Below are 17829 nucleotides of genomic sequence, written 5' to 3'. Positions count from 1 at the left end.
CTGCATGCGGTGGCTGCGTGCCGTCGTTTCAATCCTGTTGGTGTCGGTCGCGGTGGCGGGCGCAACACCCGCCTACGCGTCAGGCAACGTCTCCGATCTGGCGGTCAGGTTCAGTGAGGAGATCCGCTACACGGACAACCCGCCGGACCTCTACACCGTCAGATTCCTGCGGTACAACTACGGACCCGGCGACACCGACTCCGATGCGGTGAAGTTCGAACTGCAAGCCCCCACCGGAACCGTCTTCGACAGCAAGACCGAAGGATCCCTGGTCCGAGGGCCGTACTTCAACTGCACGATCATCAAGGCACACACGCACTTCCGGTGCACCCTCGTCGGTTCGATCTGGCTTTCCTCCTACGGCTGCGACCCCGGCAAGCTCTGCCCGAACAAGGTGACGTTCGGCTTCATCAAGAAGGCGAAGTGCTTCGGATCGGGCCGGATCACCTACAGCTATCCGCACGACCCGAAGAGTTCGAACAACTCGGCCCGGATCCCGGCTCCGAAGAGCCCGGCGAGCTGCACCGCCAAACCGTCGCCCAGACCCGCGGCGGCCGCGCCATCCGCTTCGGCTTCCGCGTCCCCGTCACCGAGCGTGTCGGCCCTGCCGAGTGACACGCCGTCGGCGGCGCCGTCGAGCGTCGAGCCCGCGACGGGCGAGACGGCAGCGCCGAGCGCCGCACCGGCAGCCGGCCCGACGGCGACTTCGCTGGTGGCGTACGGCGGCGGGGTGGTGCTGCTCGGCTTGGGCGGTGGGATGTTCTGGTGGCTGCGCCGCCGCCGCGTCGAGAACCAGGCTGACGACCCCGCCGACGGGTCGGCGGACTAGCGCGAATCAGGTGAGCTGTTCGCCGACCGTGGTGCGCCGGTAGCGCAGTCTGCGCCCGGTGCGCTCGGCGGCGACCAGGCCCGAATCGCGCAGCGTGGTCAGGTGATGCGACGCGGTCGCGGGGGCGAGACCGAGCGTGGCGGCGATCTCGCCGGTGCTGGCGGGCACGGCGAGCGCCGACAGGACCGCGGCGCGGGTCGGGCCGAGCAGCGCGGCCAGCGCCTCCGCGGGCTGCGGCACCTCGGCGTCCCACATGCCGCCGTAGCCGCGCGGGGCGTACCAGAGCGCGCGGCCGTGCACGGCCTCGGTCATGGTGTGCAGCACCGATCCGGCGAACCCGGTCGGCAGCAGCGCCAGGCGGTGGCCGTCCAGGGTCCACTGCCGGGACTTGGCGCTGGCCAGCAGCAGCGCCGACCCATCCCAGTCCAGCCGCGGATGCAGCCCGGCGAGCAGGGTGCGCGGGCCGTCGTCGGCGGCGGTGCGGGCCCGGTGGGCGAGCTCGGCCTCGACAGCGGCGCGCAGCCTCGGCCATACCGGCGCGATGGCCTGGGTGAAGTAGTGCCGGACCTGGCCGACCAGCTCGGCCAGCGCGGTGGCCGGATCGGTGTCGAACCGGGCTGCTTCCGGTGGCGCGGCGTGCCCGGCCCAGGCGGCCTGGACCTCGAACGCGACCCGGTCGAGCGGGGTCGCGGCGACGGCGGCCAGCTCGTCGTCGAGGCTGGGGCGGGCCGTGGGCAGCACCGGGGTGAGGAAGTCCGGGATGTAGCAGGGTCCGGACACCACAGCCCGGAGGACGGCCAGCTCGGGGGCGGTGAACAGCGGCGCGGTCCGCTCGCGCCAGGCCGCGTACAGCCAGTGGTCGGTACGCCGGGTCAGCACCATCGTGCTGGTGACCACCTCGACCATCGGCGAGTGCGCGAACCGCACGTCCACCAGGTCGGCGGCCCCGAACTCGATCTCGATCACGCTGGTATTCGAGCACAGTCGAACGGCTGCGGGCCAGCCCGCACCGGCTCCTACGGTCACCGGCATGGAATACACCCACCTGGGCCGCACCGGCCTGCGCGTCAGCCGCCTGTGCCTGGGCACGATGAACTTCGCCTGGCAGATCGACGAGGCGGCCAGCCACGCGATCCTCGACCGGGCGCTGGCCGACGGCGTCAACTTCGTCGACACCGCCAACATGTACGGCAGCGAGCGCGGCGACGGCCTGAGCGAGCGCTTCCTCGGCAGTTGGTTCGACCGCTCCGGGCAGCGGGACAGGGTGGTGCTGGCCACGAAGGTGTACGCGCCGATGAGCGACTGGCCCAACGACGGCGGGCTGTCGGCCCGGCACATCATCGCCTCCTGCGAGGCGTCGCTGCGGCGGCTGCGCACCGACTGGATCGACCTGTTCCAGCTGCACCACGTGCAGCGCGACACGCCGTGGGAGGAGATCTGGCAGGCCATGCAGACCCTGGTCACCCAGGGGAAGGTGCGTTACGTCGGCTCGTCGAACTTCGCCGGGTGGCACCTGGCGGCGGCGCAGGCCGCGGCGTCGCGCTGGCACCTGCTCGGGCTGGTGTCGGAGCAGTGCAAGTACAACCTGCTGACCCGGCACGTGGAGCTGGAGGTGCTGCCGTCGGCGATCGCGCACGGCATCGGGGTGCTGCCGTACTCGCCGCTGCACTTCGGGGCGCTGTCGGGGGCGCTGCGCAAGCAGCGGGCGGGGGAGAGCGGGCGCAGCGTGCAGCACGCGGCCGACCGGGTCGAGCCGCACCGGGCCGCGCTCGAACGGTACGAGCGGCTCTGCGCCGACCTGGGCCTCGCCCCGACGACCGTGGCCCTGGCCTGGCTGCTGTCGCGGCCGGGCGTGACCGCGCCGGTGGTCGGACCGCGTACGCCCGAGCAGCTGGAGCTGCCGCTCGCGGCGCTGGCGACCGAGCTGGGCGCCGATGTGCTGGCGCGGCTGGACGAGATCTTCCCGCCGATCGGCAACGGCGGGCCGGGTCCGGAGGCGTGGGCCTGGTGACGGTCAGCGGGCCAGTGGGGCGGCGAACACCTCGGTGTAGTCGTGGCTGACCGGGTGGTCGCTGCGCATCAGCACGACGCGGTCGGCGGGCCAGGCCGGTCCGGCGTATGCGTCGAGCCGATCGAGCACGTCGCGCAGCTCGTCGGGTTCGAGGCGTTCGCCGGGGCGGGCCAGGGTCAGGTGCGGCTGGTAGGGGCGCGGGTCGAACGGGACCTCGGCGGCGGTCAGCGCGGCGCGCAGCCGTTCGGCCAGGTCGTGCAGCCCGGCCAGGTCGCCGCGTACGCCGGTCCAGACCGCGGCGGCGCGGCCGTTGTCGAACCGCCCGCCGCCGCCCAGCGACAGCACGGGCGCGGGCCGCTGCGCGGCCGCCGTCATCGCGGCGCATGCCGAACCGGCCTGGGCGGGTGTGATCTCACCGAGGAACGCCAGCGTGATGTGCCACTGCCAGGGCGGCACCGGGCGCAGTGACAGCCCGTCGGGGTGCGGCCGGTTGAACGCGAGCTGCGACGCGACGGCGGCGAGGTCGGCGACCGCGGCCGGCGGCGGGTAGACCGCGATGAACAGTCGCTGCTTGAGCACGGGTGTGCACGTTACCGAGCGCTCCCGACGGTCGGCGCCCGGGTCGGCCCCTGCTCACCTTCCCCCTCACCGCCTTGAAGTTAGGAAGGGCACCTTCTTAACGGACGTCCGTTAAGAAGGTGCCCTTCCTTACCCTTGGGTCACGGGTCAGGGGGTGCGGGGGCGGGCGAGGGTGTAGGCGGCTGCCGTGAACGCGCAGAGCACCGCGCATCCGGCCCAGCCGGGCAGCGGGAAATACCCGGCGTACGGCGCGTAGTGCGAGATGACCTGCGGATACTCGTGCACGGTCTGCAGCATCGCGAACCCGGCCGCGGGCGTGACCCGCAGCAGCCACGCCGTGACCGTCTCGGGCAGGAACGGGACCACCCCGAGCAGGTACGGCACGACGACCACGCCGATTCCGGCCAGGGCGGCGAGCCACCGGCGGCGTACCAGGGCCCCGAGCCCCAACGCGAACACCGCGACCGCGCCCGCCAGCACGGCCGCCCCGACGACGACCCGTACCTGCGTGAACACCCCGACGGTCAGCACGTCCACGCCCGCGCGGCGCAGCAGCCACGCGCCGGTCGGCAGCGCGATCGCGGCGGTGATCAGCGCGCCGGTGAACACGGTCGCGCCGAGCACGACCGCCCGCGCGGCCAGCTCCCGCCGCGACCCGGCGGCGGCGAACCGCACCGCCACCACGATGACCACGATCAGCCCGGCGAACAGGCCGATCAGGGCCTTCTCGACATCGCTGCCGCCCTCGAAGCCAATCGGGCCGATGTCGCCCGTGCCGCTGACGGTGAGCTTGTCGTCGATCTCGACCAGCCCGGACGCGTGGTGGTACTTCTCCCAGTCGGTGTGGTTCATGCCGCCGACACTGTCGCTGCGCCACGGCCCGGCCGCCGCCCGCCCGTCCACGGCCACGTGGTCGAACACACCGACGGCCTGCGTGAACCGCGCCTGCCCGACGTGCCCGCCGAGGCCGACCTCCTGCAGCGTGAGGTCGCTGGGCGAGGCGGCGAACACGCCCACCTCGACCGTCGCGGGCAGGCCGGGCAGCCGTGCCGTGCCGACCCGCGACCAGGTCGTGCCGTCGGCCGACTCGTACCCGGTGATGGTGTCGCCGGACCTGGTCAGCCGCAGCCAGCGTGGCGCGGCCGCCGACACGCCCCCCGGTGCGCCCGGCGTGTCGTTCACGTAGCTGTCCTGCATGCGCACGCCGTGCGCGCCGGTCAGCATGATCGCCGCGTACGGCGAGCCCTGGCGCAGCCCGTCCTTGACGATGATGCCCGTCTTGGCCCACGGCACCAGGCCGGAGACGATCTGGTCGTGGTTCGGCGGCGGGTATGTGATGGTGCCGGTCATCTCGGTCAGGCGCGCGGTCACGGTGCCGTCGCCGTCGAGCTGCCGGTGCCCGAACCAGAACACGTCGGCCACGGAGCGGCCCGCGTCGTCGCGCGGATCGGTCGGGCACGTCACTTCTACCGGCCCTTCGCTGCACGAGGAGTGGGTGATCAGGCCGGGCACCAGCGCGAACAGCAGCACCAGCAGCGCGGCGGCGGCCAGCGCCAGCACCCGGCCGCGCCGCGCGAACGCGGCCCAGGCCGCGCGCAGCGCGGGGGCGAAGGACTCATCGGGGGTATGCATGCCGACCGTTCTACGGATCGGCCGCTAACACGGCCCGAACCGCCACTGTCATGCCCCTGTTAGGTGCCGGCGGGCATGCTGGAACGGGCACCGACCAGGGGAGAGGACGAATGAGCAGGTCACGCGGAACGGTCCGGTGGCGGTTCACGCTGCTCTACACGGCGATGTTCCTGGTCTCCGGAGCGGCCCTGCTGCTGCTGACCAACATCTTCGCCGCGGTCGAGAACACCGAGCCCGTACCCGGGCAGGTGCCGTCCGTCCAGACCGACCTGGCCGCGGCCCAGCAGCAGATCCACCGGCTGCAGGACCAGCTAGCCGTGGCCGAGACCGAACAGTCGCGGCGGCTGCTGCTCGGCTCGCTGGCCGCGTTGCTGGTGCTGGCCGTGGTGTCCGTGCTGGCCGGACGACTGCTCGCGGTACGGGTGCTGCGCCCGCTGCGCACCATCACCGCCGCGACCCGCCACATCTCCGCCGACAACCTGCACCAGCGGCTGGCCGTCACCGGCCCCGACGACGAGGTCAAGGACCTCGCCGACACCATCGACGGGCTGCTCGCCCGGCTGGAGGCATCGTTCGCCGCGCAGCGCCGGTTCGTCGCCGACGCCTCGCACGAGCTGCGCACGCCGCTGGCGACCATGCGCGCCCGCATCGACGTGGCGCTGGCCAAGCCTGAACCGCCCCCACCGCCGACCGTGACCCTGGCCGGGCGGCTGCGTACCGACCTCGATACCGTCGACCACCTGCTCGACGGGCTGCTGATCCTGGCCCGCGTCCAGCACGGCGCGTTCGCCGACCGCGCGACCGTCCACCTGGACCGGCTCGCCGGGCAGGCCCTGGCGGCGCGGGAGGCCGACATCGTCGCGCGCCGGCTGACCGTCGACCCGTCCGACCTGCGCCCGGTCGCCGCCGAAGGCAGCCAGGCACTGCTGGCCCGGCTGGTGCAGAACCTGATCGACAATGCGGTGGTGCACAACCGGCAGGACGGGTGGATCCGGGTCGCCACGGTGGGTGGCGCCGCCGCGGAACTGGTGGTGGAGTCCGGTGGACCGCTGCTGGACCAGGCGCAGGTGGACGGGCTCGGGCGGCCGTTCCGGCGGCTCGGCATGGCGCGTACCGGGTCCGACGACGGGTCGGGGCTGGGGTTGGCCATCGTCGCCGCCGTGGCCCAGGCGCACGGCGGCGGGCTGGAGCTGATGGCCCGCCCCGAGGGTGGGTTGCGGGCGACCGTACGGCTGCCGGGGACGGCGGGATCGGCATGAGGGTGCTGGTGGTCGAGGACGCGCGGGCGCTGGCCGAGGTGGTCGCCGAAGGGCTGCGCGACCAGGGGATGGCCGTGGACGTCGCGTACGACGGGCTGGCGGCCGCGGTCAAACTCGACGTCAACTCGTACGACGTGGTCGTGCTCGACCGGGACCTGCCCGGCATCCACGGCGACACCCTGTGTCAGATGATCACCGATCGCGACCCGCGACCCATGGTGATCATGCTGACCGCGGCCGACTCTCCCGGCGACCGGGTCGGCGGGCTGACCCTCGGCGCCGACGACTACCTGGCCAAACCGTTCCACTTCCCGGAGCTCGTGCTGCGGGTGCGCTCGCTGGCCCGGCGCCGCCCGGCCGCCCACCCGCGTACGCTGCGCGCCTGCGGGATCGAACTCGACCCGGCCCGGCGCACCGCCAGCCGCGACGGGCGCCCGCTGGACCTGTCGGTGAAAGAGTTCGCCCTGCTGGAGGCGCTGCTGCTGGCCAGTCCGGCGTACCTGAGCACCGAGGCGCTGCTGGAGCAGGTATGGGACGAGCACGCCGACCCGTTCACCAACACGGTCACCGTCACCGTCGGACGGCTGCGCCGCAAGCTCGGCGACCCACCGATCATCACCACCACCCCAGGCGTCGGCTACCGCATCCCCGACGCCTCGGAGTAAGGAAGGGCAAGTTCTTATCGCTTTACGTAGCGGAAGGGCCCCTTCTCAACACCTCCGGCAGCCATCGGCTAGACCATGGCGGGGTCGTCGCGGGCCGGTGTGGCCGACCGCAGCGCCAGTGCCGTGACCACGGTCAGCGCCGCCGCGGCGACCAGCACCGCGCGGTGGTCGACCACGGAGATGGCGCCCGCGCCGAGAGCGATGGTGAGGGCGGTCGGTGCGAACACGGCCGTATTGGCGCCCGCCGCGACCCGCCCGATCAGATTCCCCGGGGTGTACCGCTGCACGGCGGTCACCGCCGCGATCACCGTCCAGGGCAGACCGGCCCCGATCAGCACCCGTCCCGCCGTGACCACGCCGATCATCGGCAGGCACTGGGTCACCGCGCCCAGCGCGCTGAGCACCGCACCCCACCAGCAGGTGAACGCCTCGCCGCGCCGTTGCAGCAGCCAGCCGCACAGCAGCCCGCCCGCGATGGATCCGGCGCCCTGCGCCCCGGACAGCACCCCGGCGAACGCGGCCGGGCGCCGCAGATCGTCGGTCACCACCAGGTAGGCCGCGGCGTTGCCCCAGGCCGGACATCGCCACCGCACCCGCGGCCGCGCCGACGAGCCGTCGCAGCTCGCGATGCCGCCACAGGAAGCGTGGGCCGTCGCCGGTGCGTCCCAGCAGCGACCGATCGTCGGCCAATGCCGCCACGGGCGTCGGCCCGGTCCGGAGCGCGGCGTAGCAGCAGGCGGTGATACCGAGCATGGCCGCGGCGAGCAGGGCCACGGCGGCTCCGCCGCGCAGCGTGAACAGCGCCGCGCCCACGGGCGGGGCGATCAGCTTCATCCCCTCCTGCAGGCTGCGCCGCAGGCTGTTGAGCACACCCAGACCTCGTATGGGCAGCGCGGACTGGACGATCGCGGTCTCGCCCGCGTCGAGCAACACGTAGCTGACGCCGTAGCCGAGCATCACCGCGAAGATGAGCCAGGTGGTCGCCGCACCGGTGACCGTGAGCAGAGTGAGCAGCAGCATCGCCATCGCGGTGCTGGTCGCGATGAGCAGGCCGCGTCGGGGCAACCGGTCCACGAGGGTGCCGAGCAGCGGTCCGGCCAGCGTCGGGGCGTACGCGCAGAGGCCGCACATCGCGGCTAGAGTTGAGCCACAAGGGCTCACATCATGGAGAGTGGCCGAAGGGCTGTCAATGTGGACGGGGGTGCCGCGGTGCCGGAGCGGCGTCCTCGAACGCTTCCCGCAGCCGGGCGACCGCCACCCGCACGAGCACCGGTCGACCGATCAGCTCCACTCCGGACAGATCGCCGATGACGTGCTTCACCAGCGAATACAAGGAGCCGGGTGGAGCCTGGGCGGCTGCGTGGAGATGTTCGCGGGCGAGGGTGGCCCGCGGATACGCACCGTCCCAGGATGGATCGGCAATGAGCTGCGCGTATGTCTCCCGGACGGCTCGTCGCAGCGCCTCCATCGGGATGGTGTCAACGCAGTGTTGACATTCGACTTCGGGAACGCCCGACCCGACCTGCTCGGCCAGCCGGGCGGCGCGTTGCTCGGCCGCCTGACGCGAGCGCAGCCCCAGCGCCGACGCGATCCGGGTCCAGCTCACGCGGTGTCGCCGTGCGCCGGTGAGCAGTCTCAGTTCCGCCTGGTCAAGCTTGGCCCGCAGGTCATTGAGCCGGGCGAGTGCGGCCACGATCGCGTCCGGGTCGTCGGAGTCCGCGGCGGCCAGGACGCGGCGGTGGGCGTCGAGCACGGCGGCGGTTTCATGATGTCGGTGCGCATCGGACATGCTGCGCATCTTCACGGCGCGGCCTCATGTTGTCAACGTGTCGTTGACTGATCGCATCGGGCGGCAGGTTGTCCGGCGTTGGTAGCGTGCTCGGTCGGCGCGGAACTGCTTGCGGCCGCGAATGCTATGCGATCGGGGACGAGGTCGAATGGATGAGGTGCGCAGTCACCCCCGCTATCGGGGGATGATCGCCGCGGCGCGGTTCGCGGCGGCCTTCCCGCTCGTCGCCGTCGCCGCGATGCTGGTACGGCACCTCTTCTGGCCTGAGGACGCGGGCCCGCCGCAGGGATCCATGATCGGGACCATCGTGGTGTCCATCAGCGGGATGTCGATGTTCCTGGTGGTCATCGCCCAGGGTATCGAGCGGATTCGGCGGGAACTGGGTCTGCCGTCGCAGGGGTGGCCGGAGGAGGACATTCAGCGGGCGATGAAGGACGTCTTCCGGCGGCACGGACGCTGACGGCGGGACCGGCTCAGCGGGTGGCCTCCGTGGCGCGCCCGGCCTGGCGGCGCAGTACGGCGGCGACGTCCGGCGCCTGGTAGTCCGGGCCCTTGAGGACCTTGCCGTCGGCGCGGTAAACAGGACGCCCGTGTTCGTCGAGCTTCGACATGTTCGCGCGGTGCACCTCGGCGACGACCGCGTCGAGGTCGATGCCGAAGCTGGCGGCGGTGCCGTAGAGGACGTAGACCAGGTCGGCCATCTCCCAGGCGGTGTGCACCAGATCGCCGGAGGCGATGGCCTCGTCGACCTCCTCTGCCTCCTCACGTATCAGGTCGAGCCGATGTTGGGCCAGCTCCGGCGACGGCGGCGTCGGCATCACATGCCGGGGCAGCCCGAACGTGCGATGGAACTCCCACACCGCGGCGGCCGGGGACGGCCCGTCGAACCCGTTCTCCACTATGACCTCCTTCACCGACCGACCGGATGCTACCCGCCGCGCCGCCTTCCCGGGGGCCCCGCACGACACGATCGGCATCAGCGGTTAGAACTCCGCCCATCCTTCGGGCGTGATCGCCGCCAGCGGTCCACATGCGGGCCGACCGCCGACATCCTGACCACCAATCGCGATCATCGCCGCGCCGCGCCGGGCGGCCGAGGCGGGCGGCTCGGAGTAGGGCTGGGTGTCAGGAGCGGAGGAAGGTGAGGACGGCCAGGACGCGGCGGTGGTCGTTGTCGTCGGGTGCCAGGCCGAGTTTGGTGAAGATGCTGGTCACGTGCTTCTCGACGGCGCCCTCCGTGATGACCAGCCGCCGGGCGACCGAGGTGTTCGAGCGGCCCTCGGCCATCAACGCCAGCACCTCCCGCTCGCGCGGGCTCAGCACGGCCAGCGGGTCGGCCTGGCGGCGGCGTACCAGGAGTTGGGCCACCACCTGCGGGTCGAGCACGGTCCCGCCCGCCGCGACCCGGCGCACCGCGTCGACGAAGTCGGCCACGTCGGCGACCCGGTCCTTGAGCAGGTAGCCGACCCCGCCGGGCCGGGGCCCGCTCATCAGCGCGAGCAGGTCGTCGGCGTAGGACACCTCGACGTACTGCGACAGCACCAGGATCGGCGCCTCCGGGTACGTCCGCCGGATGGTCACCGCCGCCCGCAGCCCCTCGTCGGTGTGCGACGGCGGCATCCGTACGTCGACGACGCTGACGTCGGGCCGCAGCCGGGCGACGGCGGCCACGAGGGCCGGTCCATCGCCGACGGCGGCCGCGACGGTGCAGCCGTTCTCCTCCAGCAGCCGGATCAGGCCCTCGCGCAGCAGCACCGCGTCCTCGGCGAGGACTACTCGCACGGCAGTTCCCAGCGCAGCGTGGTCGGCCCGCCCGCGGGGCTGTCGACGGTCATGTGTCCGCCGAGCGCCTCGATGCGGTCGGCCAGTCCGGCCAGCCCGTGTCCCTTCGACATGTGCGCTCCACCCCGTCCGTCGTCGATCACCGACGCGACCACGGTAGCGCCGTCGGCGGCGACCGTGACGCTGGCGATGCCCGCGCCGCTGTGCTTGGCCACGTTGGTCAGCGCCTCGGCGACGGCGAAGTACACGCCGGTCTCGACGGCGTCGGGCAGGCGCCCGCCCGCGGCCAGGTTCTCGTCCAGCCGCAGCGCGACCGGGACCGGGCAGCGGCTGGCCACGGCGGTGAGGGCACTGGCCAGGCCGCGGTCGGCCAGGATCGGCGGGGCGATGCCGCGCGAGAGCGTACGCAGCTCGTCGAGGGTCTCCCGGGTGAACTCGATCGCCTCGTCCAGGGTCTCGCGGACGCGCTCGGGGTCGGCGTCGAGCTGCTGGCGGGCCCGGCCGAGGTCGAGCGCGAGCCGGACCAGGCGCTGCTGCGGTCCGTCGTGGATGTCGCGTTCGAGCCGCCGCAGCGCGGTCGCCTCGGCCGAGACCGCGGCCCTGGTCTGGGCGCGGGAGCGTACGAGCTGGATGCGGGTGTCGGCCAGGTCGCTGAGCAGGGTCGCGGCGGGACGGGCGGTGAGCAGGGCGCTGCCGCGCACCACCCAGGGCAGGCTCAGGGCCAGCGCCGTACCGATGGCGAACTGCAGCCAGCGTTCGGCGGCCAGGCTGTCGCCCAGCCCGATGAGCTCGGCCAGGCCGTGCTGGTCGGGGCCGTCGGGCAGCCACCGCGACCAGAACCAGAAGGTCAGGCCGCCCAGCGCGCCGGCCCACCAGGTCACGGTCAGGGTGAACCCGATGACGGCCAGTGGGTACTGCAGCACGCTCCAGAGCAGGTCCAGCCAGGACTGGCCGTCGCGCAGCGGGGTGAGCAGGCGCCGGATGGTGGAGTCGGTGGGCTCGGAAGCGCGGTAGTGCGGGCGGGGCAGCGGGCGGTCGAGCACCCGGGCGGCTCGCAGCCGCTCGAGGTCGGCCAGGCCACGCGCCACCATCAGGGTCCCGGCCAGCACGAGCAGGCCGACCCCGGCGAGGACCACGGTGCCGACGCCGACGGAGAAGCCGACCAGGGCGAAGACCAGGGTCGGGACGGACAGCAGCATGCTGACGACGACGTACACGGTGTCGGCGCCCAGTCGGCGCACGGTGGGGGTCATGGTCGAAACGGTAGAGCCCGGCCAGGTCGGCGCCCATGCGGCCAGCAGGCGAACCGGGGTGGGGTTAACCCGAGCTCCGGCTCGGTCCAGAACGTGCCAAATTGAATCGGCATGGTAAGGAGTATTTACTGTTAGGAATCTTGACTTTACATTTCTATGAACCAGCGTCGATGGCTTCCCACCCCGGCGACCGGCGCGAACCTCTCCAACCAAGTGAGGAGGAGCCATGCGTAAACGTCTCGCCGTACCGGTGCTGTCGATCCTCGCGGTCGCGGCATCCCTGCTGGTCGGCGTACCTGCCGACGCCCACGGGTACATCTCGTCGCCGCCCAGCCGGCAGGCCAACTGCGCCCAGCACAAGACGTCGTTCGACTGTGGCGACATCGTCTGGGAGCCGCAGAGCGTCGAGGCCCCCAAGGGCTCGATGCAGTGCAACGGCGGCGGCAGCCGGTTCGCGATCCTGAACGACAACTCGCGGCCGTGGCCGACCACGTCGGTGGGCAACAACGTCACTTTCAACTGGGTGCTCACCGCCCGCCACCGGACCAGCACCTGGGAGTACTTCGTCGGGAGCACCCGGATCGGGGTCGTCAACGACAACGGCGCCACCCCCGGCGCGACCGTGTCGCACAACATCAGCCTCGGCGGGCGCACCGGCCGGATCACCGTGCTGGCGCGCTGGAACGTCTACGACACCGGCAACGCCTTCTACTCCTGCGTGGACCTGCAGGTAGGCGGCGGTGGCGGCGGCAACCCGACGCCCAGCCCGACTCCGCCGACCAACCCGACGCCGTCCCCGCAGCCGTCGTCCAGCCCGAACCCGCCCTCGGGTACGAGCTGGTCCGCCGGCACGTACTACCCGGTGGGCGCGACGGTCACCTACGCCGGTCTGAGCTACCGGTGCCTGCAGGCGCACACGGCACTCGCCGGCTGGGAGCCGCCGAACACGCCCGCGCTCTGGCAGCGCATCTAGTCCCATCCGACCACCGGGTCCGTCGCCCCCGCCAGGGCGGCGGACCCGGCACCGTACCCCCGAGGAGAACCATGAAGCGCATCGTCGCGCTGGCCGCCGCCGTACTCGTACTGGCCGGATGCGGGAGCACCGACGGAGCGACCCCGGCGGCGCAGCCGCCTGCCGCGTCGCCGCTCGGCTCGCCGCCGCCACCGATCTCGCCCTCGGGGGCGTTCAACGACACCGACGTGATGTTCCTGCAGATGATGGTCGCCCAGTACGGCCCCGCCGCCGAACTGCTCGAGTTGGCGAAGAGCCGCAGCGCCGACCAGAAGGTGCGCGAACTTGCCGCCGCCATCGCGGTAACCCAAGCGGACGAGGCCAGGACCATGCGCGACTGGCTGTCGACCTGGAAGCAGTCGCCGTCGCCCGCCGCCGACCCGCATCTGCACGAGGGGCACGGCGGGCTGCCCGCCACCGGTCCGAAGGAGATCGAGGCGCTGCGCGATGCCGCCGCGGCCGACTTCGACAAGACGTTCCTCAACCTGCTCCTCGGCCACCAGCACCAGGCGGTCGAGTACGCGCGGATGGAACTGGGCGGCGGCATCCATTCCGGCGCCCTGGAACTGGCCACCCGCGTCGACCAGACCCGGTCGTCCGAGATCACCATGATGCTCGGCATGGTCGCCTGACCCGCGTCCCCGTGTCGCACCACGCCACGGGTCGCGCTTTCGGGGAAACTGCACGTATCCGCGCCGCGATGGCCGCAGTTTCCCCGAAGGTGCGGCCGCCGACCCCCGGCGGCGGGCGGAGCACAGGGGATGGTGCGCAATGGACCTGCCTGCGGCGGAGATCAACTACCTGAACCAGGTCGGGCGTCGGCTGCGCGAGGTGTTCCGTCGGAATCTGGTCGGGTTCTACGCGACCGGGTCGCTGGCGCTGGACGGATACCGGCCCGGCCGCAGCGACTTCGACATCATCGCGGTGGCGGACGGGCCGAACGCGGAAGAGATCGACGAGGTCATCGAGTACCTGGACCACGACGAGCTGCCGTGCCCGGCGACCGGGCTGGAGTTCGTGCTCTACGACCGGACCGTGCTCGCCGGACTCACGATCGAGGACGGGTTCGCGCTCAACTTCAACACCGGCCGCGAGCTGCCGCGCCTGGTCGAGGTGGGGCCGCAGGGGAGGCCCGGGTTCTGGTATCCCATCGACCGCGACGTCGTACACCAGCGGCTGCCGTACTACTCCTTCGGGCGCCCTTTCGGAGAACTGTCGACCCGCGTGCCGTACGAGCGGCTGCTGCCGGTCGTCGTCACCTCGATCGAGGCGCACCGCGACAGCGGCGCGGAACTGGGCGACAACAGCGTGCTCAACGCGTGCCGCGCGCTGCGCTACCACGCGCTGGCCTCCTGGACCGCGAAGCCGCAGGCCGGTGCCTGGGCCCGGGACCGCTTCCCGCGGTTCGCCCCGGTGATCGACGAGGCGCTGGGCAGTCACCTGCGCGACCGGGCGGCCGGGGACGACGGCGACCCGGTGAAGATCCAGGAGTTTCTGGATTTCGTCATCGCTACCATCCGATTTCCATCCCGTTGACCAGCGGTGTCCATCCGCGACCTCGATCAATCACGCCCGGTCACGCCAAGATCGCTGAAAGTTCTTGCACGCCTTGCGATACGAGGTATTCCCACCCGGCATAGAAGCTGGTATCTATACGTGCACGATCGACCCCCTAGCCCGGAGGACGACTTGCGCCGATCGCGTCTCGTGACCCTCGCGGTGGGATTCGCCACCGCATTCGCCGTGACGGTCACCCTCGCAGCCACACCCGCACAGGCTGCGTCAACTGTCCAATATGTCGCTCTCGGCGACTCCTACTCCTCGGGAGTGGGAGCCGGCTCCGAGAGCGGCACCTGCCAGCGCAGCCCCAACGCGTACCCCGCGCTGTGGGCCGCCGCCAACGCCCCCGCCTCGTACACGTCGGTCGCCTGTTCCGGGGCGACCACCACGACAGTCATCAACTCCCAGCTGTCCGCGCTGAGCAGCAGCACCACGTTGGTCAGCATCTCCATCGGCGGCAACGACATGGGTTTCAGCAACATCATGTCGACCTGCGCGCTGCAGGGCACCACCCAGTGCGTCGCCGCGGTCCAGGCGGCCGAGGACAAGGCTCGCTCCAGCCTCACCGGTCTGTTGAACAACGTGTACAACGGCATCCGGTCCAAGGCGCCCAACGCGCGCGTCGTCGTCCTCGACTACCCGGTCTTCTACCAGCTTGGCACCACCTGTGTCGGGCTCAGCGCCACCTCGCACGCGAAGATCGATGAGGGCATCAACCTCATCGACGACATCATCCGGTCCGCCGCCCAGGCGCACGGGTTCGTGTTCGCCGACGTCCGCTCGATCTTCGTCGGACACCAGCTGTGCAGCGGGGACAAGTGGCTGCACGCGCTGAACTTCGCCAGCCTCAGCATCTCGTACCACCCGACCAGCAAGGGCCATTCGAGCGGATACCTGCCGGTGTTCCGCTCGGCGGCGGGCTGACACGAGTCCGGCGCGGGCGGGCACCTCCCGGCCCGCTCGCGCCGGACTGATCGACTCCCCGGCCCCGCTCGGGTGGCAGTGACCTCCCGAAGCCCTTTGCTCTGCACCTGAAGCCTTGCTCTGCACCCGCGGACGCGTCGTGTCGCGCCGATGGGTGCAGAGCAAGCCAATGGGTGCAGAGCAAGCCAATGGGTGCAGAGCAAAGGCAATCGATGTGGGTATCGACCGAGGACAGCTCGGTGTCCACCGGCCGTCGATCAACCAAGCGCGATCACCAGCTCGCGGTCCAGGTGTACCAGGGGCCGCGGAGATGACGGAAGATCAGGCCTTCGTACGGCCCACCGCGCCTGAGAGCGGCGGTTGGGCCGCCGGGCAGATACGCGAAGCCCGCGTCGTCGACCACGCCGGAACCGTTCGCCTCCTCGAAGACCGCGCCACCGGGCACCCGGTAGGCGCGATCGATGCGGTATGCGCCGACGGTCGTCGGGACGTCGAACGGGGTCCAGTCCGCTCCGACGGGCAGCGCGATGACCAGCCGGTCGAACGCGTCGCTGCTGAGCGCCCAGCGGGACTGCAGCGGAGCGCCGGTGGCAAGCGCGACGGCCGTTGCCGCGACCAGCAGCGGCGCGACGGGGTACCACCACGACCAGCGCCGCCGCCGGACCGCGGACCAGCCCACGCGTACCAGCCAGACCAGGCCGAACAGCGCGACCGTCAGCACCGCGCCGCCGATTCGCAGGGTCAGCACACCGGGCCCGCTGGCCACCCACAGCAGCCACAGCAGCACGGCCGCGAGCAGGGTGTGGAACACGCGCCGGGGCGGATGCTCGAACCAGTCCATCTGGTGATCATGAGGCTTCTGGTGGTGCGGGGCAATTCCGGGTTGTGGCCCGCGACGGCCGGTGGTGGCGGTATTGGTGGATGTGCGGCATTGACGAATCCGGTACGGCGGGGGAGGGTGATCACGTGGCGACAGCGGGTGAGACACGCGACGGGGTGTCGCTGACCAACCTCGATCAGCCCCTGTTCGACGGGGCCGACGCGACCAAGCGGGATCTGGTCGACTATCTGGACGCCGTACACCCGATGATGCTGCCGGCGCTGCGGGGCCGACCGCTGTCGGTGGTGCGGATGCTGCGCGACCAGCCGCCGTTCATGCAGAAGAACCTGCCGAAGTACACCCCGGACTGGGTGGAGTCGGTGGCGCTGTGGGCCGAGACGTCGCACCGCGAGGTGAACTACGCCCTGTGCGACGACCGCCGCACCCTGCTGTGGTTCGCCAACCAACGAGCCATCGAGTATCACCCGACGCTGGTGCTCGCCGGCGACTTCACCCACCCGACACACCTCGTGCTGGACCTCGACCCGCCGGACGTCCATGAGCACGCGGCCGACGGATTCGCCGCGGCTGCCCAGGCGGCGCTGCTGGTGCGCCAGGTGCTGACGGAGGCGGGCCTGGACGGCGCGGTCAAGACCAGCGGCGCCAAGGGCGCGCACGTGTTCGTGCCGCTGGACGGCAAGCTCGGCACCGACGACGTTGCGGCCGCCACCCGGGCGATCGCCGCCCGCGCCGAACGGCTCGACCCCGCGCTGGCCACCACCGCGTTCATCAAAGCCGACCGGGGCGAGCGGGTGTTCCTCGACTCGACCCGGGCGGGCGGCGGCACGGTCGTCTCGGTGTACAGCCCGCGCCTGCGTCCCGGGGTGCCGGTGTCGTATCCGGTCGGCTGGGCCGACCTGGCCTCGGTCACTCCCGCCGACTTCACCATTCGCACCGTGCCCGACCTGCTCGGCGGGGTCGACCGCTGGGCCGGGTCGATGCCCGCCCCGCAGGCGCTGCCCGAGGATCTGATCGCGGAAGGCCACACCATTCCGATCGCCCGGGTCCAGGCGATGCACGAGGGAAAACGCCGTGCCAAGGCCCGCCGGGAGCAGTCCGACTAGCGGTGGTACCTGGTCAGGGTCCGCCACACGTATCTCGACAGATCCCACAGCAGCAGCGCCCCCATGCCGGGCCAATAGATCATGCGGGCCGTCTGCCACGACCACACGTCGCACCAGGCCAACACACCCGCGACGGCCATCACCACCAGAGCCGCGCAGCCGAGCCGTTCACGTAGGCGTTCGGTGGGGGTCTCCGGTGCGTCGGGGTCGGTCTCGTCGCTGTCCACGGGCGCTTCCTCTGCTGGGGTGCCAGCACGATATCCGGGTGCGGCAAGGATTGGGCGGGCCGGAGTCGGGTATGTGATCTTCATGGTGACGAACGTGACCGCCCCGCCGGGCGGGGTGATGACAGACGAGGTCGGGACCATCACCGGGGACCTGACCCTGGAACCGCAGGTGGCCGCCGACGGACGGGTCACGCTGCGGGTGCAGTATCAGGGCGCCGAGGAGTGGTACACGGTCACCGGGGCGAGCACGAAGGTGCCGAATCCGGCCGATGCTGAGGCGGTGCAGGCGGCCGAAGAACAACTACTTGCCCGGTTCGCCGGATAGGTACCGTCCAGATGGGATGATCGTTATGGCGCGAAGCC

At 71.6% G+C, this 17829-nt stretch carries 21 protein-coding genes; 11 read left to right on the top strand and 10 right to left on the bottom strand.

Annotated features, from left to right (window positions below; genetic code table 11):
* Positions 1–4: 4 nt before the first annotated feature.
* A complete protein-coding gene (locus KUA19_RS21475; RefSeq protein ID WP_217398237.1) occupies positions 5–829 on the top strand; it encodes a hypothetical protein in 825 nt (274 codons plus the stop codon).
* Positions 830–835: 6 nt separating this feature from the next.
* Here KUA19_RS21475 and KUA19_RS44600 read toward each other — a convergent pair whose 3' ends face one another.
* Positions 836–1795 (bottom strand): helix-turn-helix domain-containing protein, encoded by a 960-nt coding sequence (locus KUA19_RS44600; RefSeq protein ID WP_217398235.1) that lies wholly within the window; start codon positions 1793–1795, stop codon positions 836–838.
* A gap of 64 nt (positions 1796–1859) precedes the next feature.
* Here KUA19_RS44600 and KUA19_RS21465 point away from each other — a divergent pair, with 64 nt between their 5' ends.
* Complete coding sequence (locus KUA19_RS21465) at positions 1860–2840, top strand: aldo/keto reductase (RefSeq protein ID WP_217398233.1); 981 nt, start codon at positions 1860–1862, stop codon at positions 2838–2840.
* A gap of 3 nt (positions 2841–2843) precedes the next feature.
* Here KUA19_RS21465 and thpR read toward each other — a convergent pair whose 3' ends face one another.
* On the bottom strand, positions 2844–3419 hold the full coding sequence (gene thpR, locus KUA19_RS21460; RefSeq protein WP_217398231.1) for an RNA 2',3'-cyclic phosphodiesterase: 576 nt from the start codon (positions 3417–3419) through the stop codon (positions 2844–2846).
* 147 nt (positions 3420–3566) lie between these two features.
* Entirely contained in the window at positions 3567–5051 is a 1485-nt protein-coding gene (locus KUA19_RS21455; RefSeq protein WP_217398230.1) for a DUF1349 domain-containing protein, read from the bottom strand.
* Positions 5052–5161: 110 nt separating this feature from the next.
* Between KUA19_RS21455 and KUA19_RS21450 the strand changes: the two genes are divergently transcribed.
* Together KUA19_RS21450 and KUA19_RS21445 are read left to right on the top strand one after the other, a co-directional pair.
* Positions 5162–6310, top strand: a complete 1149-nt coding sequence (locus KUA19_RS21450) for a sensor histidine kinase (RefSeq protein ID WP_217398228.1) — start codon at positions 5162–5164, stop codon at positions 6308–6310.
* A complete protein-coding gene (locus tag KUA19_RS21445; protein ID WP_217398226.1) occupies positions 6307–6975 on the top strand; it encodes a response regulator transcription factor in 669 nt (222 codons plus the stop codon). The genes KUA19_RS21450 and KUA19_RS21445 overlap by 4 nt, the downstream gene beginning before the upstream one ends.
* A 68-nt stretch (positions 6976–7043) precedes the next feature.
* Here the strand turns inward: KUA19_RS21445 and KUA19_RS21440 are convergent, their stop codons facing one another.
* Together KUA19_RS21440 and KUA19_RS21435 are read right to left on the bottom strand one after the other, a co-directional pair.
* Positions 7044–7568 carry an MFS transporter gene (locus KUA19_RS21440; protein ID WP_217398224.1) on the bottom strand — a complete coding sequence of 175 codons (525 nt, stop codon included), beginning with the start codon at positions 7566–7568 and terminating at the stop codon, positions 7044–7046.
* 593 nt (positions 7569–8161) lie between these two features.
* A complete protein-coding gene (locus KUA19_RS21435; protein WP_217398223.1) occupies positions 8162–8764 on the bottom strand; it encodes a hypothetical protein in 603 nt (200 codons plus the stop codon).
* A gap of 157 nt (positions 8765–8921) precedes the next feature.
* Here KUA19_RS21435 and KUA19_RS21430 point away from each other — a divergent pair, with 157 nt between their 5' ends.
* Positions 8922–9224, top strand: coding sequence for a hypothetical protein (locus KUA19_RS21430; protein WP_217398221.1), 303 nt, complete (start codon positions 8922–8924; stop codon positions 9222–9224).
* Positions 9225–9237: 13 nt separating this feature from the next.
* Here the strand turns inward: KUA19_RS21430 and KUA19_RS21425 are convergent, their stop codons facing one another.
* The 3 genes from KUA19_RS21425 to KUA19_RS21415 form a co-directional block, all read right to left on the bottom strand.
* Positions 9238–9678, bottom strand: a complete 441-nt coding sequence (locus KUA19_RS21425) for a pyrophosphohydrolase domain-containing protein (protein WP_308167557.1) — start codon at positions 9676–9678, stop codon at positions 9238–9240.
* A gap of 211 nt (positions 9679–9889) precedes the next feature.
* Positions 9890–10546: a response regulator gene (locus tag KUA19_RS21420; protein ID WP_217398218.1), complete on the bottom strand. Its 657-nt coding sequence runs from the start codon at positions 10544–10546 to the stop codon at positions 9890–9892.
* The gene (locus KUA19_RS21415) at positions 10537–11799 is read right to left on the bottom strand and encodes a sensor histidine kinase (protein WP_217398217.1); all 1263 of its coding nucleotides are present in this window, start codon (positions 11797–11799) and stop codon (positions 10537–10539) included. Before KUA19_RS21415 ends, KUA19_RS21420 begins: the two co-directional genes overlap by 10 nt.
* Positions 11800–12025: 226 nt before the next feature.
* Here KUA19_RS21415 and KUA19_RS21410 point away from each other — a divergent pair, with 226 nt between their 5' ends.
* The 4 genes from KUA19_RS21410 (at position 12026) to KUA19_RS21395 (ending at position 15295) form a co-directional block, all read left to right on the top strand.
* On the top strand, positions 12026–12772 hold the full coding sequence (locus KUA19_RS21410) for a lytic polysaccharide monooxygenase (RefSeq protein ID WP_217398216.1): 747 nt from the start codon (positions 12026–12028) through the stop codon (positions 12770–12772).
* Between the two features lie 71 nt (positions 12773–12843).
* Positions 12844–13443 carry a DUF305 domain-containing protein gene (locus tag KUA19_RS21405; protein ID WP_217398215.1) on the top strand — a complete coding sequence of 200 codons (600 nt, stop codon included), beginning with the start codon at positions 12844–12846 and terminating at the stop codon, positions 13441–13443.
* Between the two features lie 139 nt (positions 13444–13582).
* Complete coding sequence (locus tag KUA19_RS21400) at positions 13583–14347, top strand: aminoglycoside adenylyltransferase domain-containing protein (protein ID WP_217398213.1); 765 nt, start codon at positions 13583–13585, stop codon at positions 14345–14347.
* 120 nt (positions 14348–14467) lie between these two features.
* Positions 14468–15295, top strand: a complete 828-nt coding sequence (locus KUA19_RS21395; RefSeq protein WP_308167556.1) for an SGNH/GDSL hydrolase family protein — start codon at positions 14468–14470, stop codon at positions 15293–15295.
* A gap of 271 nt (positions 15296–15566) precedes the next feature.
* On the opposite strand, the gene KUA19_RS21390 is transcribed toward KUA19_RS21395, so the two are convergent.
* A complete protein-coding gene (locus tag KUA19_RS21390; protein ID WP_217398208.1) occupies positions 15567–16136 on the bottom strand; it encodes a hypothetical protein in 570 nt (189 codons plus the stop codon).
* A gap of 125 nt (positions 16137–16261) precedes the next feature.
* Here KUA19_RS21390 and KUA19_RS21385 point away from each other — a divergent pair, with 125 nt between their 5' ends.
* Positions 16262–17239 carry a DNA polymerase domain-containing protein gene (locus KUA19_RS21385; protein WP_217398206.1) on the top strand — a complete coding sequence of 326 codons (978 nt, stop codon included), beginning with the start codon at positions 16262–16264 and terminating at the stop codon, positions 17237–17239.
* Here the strand turns inward: KUA19_RS21385 and KUA19_RS21380 are convergent.
* Positions 17236–17466, bottom strand: a complete 231-nt coding sequence (locus KUA19_RS21380; RefSeq protein WP_217398204.1) for a hypothetical protein — start codon at positions 17464–17466, stop codon at positions 17236–17238. The two genes, KUA19_RS21385 and KUA19_RS21380, sit on opposite strands and share 4 nt — an antisense overlap.
* Before the next feature lie 94 nt (positions 17467–17560).
* Between KUA19_RS21380 and KUA19_RS21375 the strand changes: the two genes are divergently transcribed.
* Positions 17561–17791, top strand: a complete 231-nt coding sequence (locus tag KUA19_RS21375; RefSeq protein WP_372451819.1) for a hypothetical protein — start codon at positions 17561–17563, stop codon at positions 17789–17791.
* The last annotated feature ends 38 nt before the right edge of the window (positions 17792–17829 follow it).

The organism is Catellatospora tritici, assembly GCF_019083965.1.
Classification (GTDB): Bacteria; Actinomycetota; Actinomycetes; order Mycobacteriales; family Micromonosporaceae; genus Catellatospora; species Catellatospora tritici.
Note: the sequence above shows the minus strand (reverse complement) of the source record. Positions and strands in the feature narration are given on the sequence as shown.

What these genes read in the sequence shown, in the direction of transcription:
- KUA19_RS21475 (WP_217398237.1), top strand. Translation starts at nt 5, where the DNA reads ATGCGGTGGCTGCGTGCCGTCGTTTCAATCCTGTTGGTGTCGGTCGCG.
- KUA19_RS21465 (WP_217398233.1), top strand. Translation starts at nt 1,860, where the DNA reads ATGGAATACACCCACCTGGGCCGCACCGGCCTGCGCGTCAGCCGCCTG.
- KUA19_RS21455 (WP_217398230.1), bottom strand. Translation starts at nt 5,051, where the DNA reads ATGCATACCCCCGATGAGTCCTTCGCCCCCGCGCTGCGCGCGGCCTGG.
- KUA19_RS21450 (WP_217398228.1), top strand. Translation starts at nt 5,162, where the DNA reads ATGAGCAGGTCACGCGGAACGGTCCGGTGGCGGTTCACGCTGCTCTAC.
- KUA19_RS21445 (WP_217398226.1), top strand. Translation starts at nt 6,307, where the DNA reads ATGAGGGTGCTGGTGGTCGAGGACGCGCGGGCGCTGGCCGAGGTGGTC.
- KUA19_RS21435 (WP_217398223.1), bottom strand. Translation starts at nt 8,764, where the DNA reads ATGTCCGATGCGCACCGACATCATGAAACCGCCGCCGTGCTCGACGCC.
- KUA19_RS21415 (WP_217398217.1), bottom strand. Translation starts at nt 11,799, where the DNA reads ATGACCCCCACCGTGCGCCGACTGGGCGCCGACACCGTGTACGTCGTC.
- KUA19_RS21410 (WP_217398216.1), top strand. Translation starts at nt 12,026, where the DNA reads ATGCGTAAACGTCTCGCCGTACCGGTGCTGTCGATCCTCGCGGTCGCG.
- KUA19_RS21405 (WP_217398215.1), top strand. Translation starts at nt 12,844, where the DNA reads ATGAAGCGCATCGTCGCGCTGGCCGCCGCCGTACTCGTACTGGCCGGA.
- KUA19_RS21400 (WP_217398213.1), top strand. Translation starts at nt 13,583, where the DNA reads ATGGACCTGCCTGCGGCGGAGATCAACTACCTGAACCAGGTCGGGCGT.
- KUA19_RS21390 (WP_217398208.1), bottom strand. Translation starts at nt 16,136, where the DNA reads ATGGACTGGTTCGAGCATCCGCCCCGGCGCGTGTTCCACACCCTGCTC.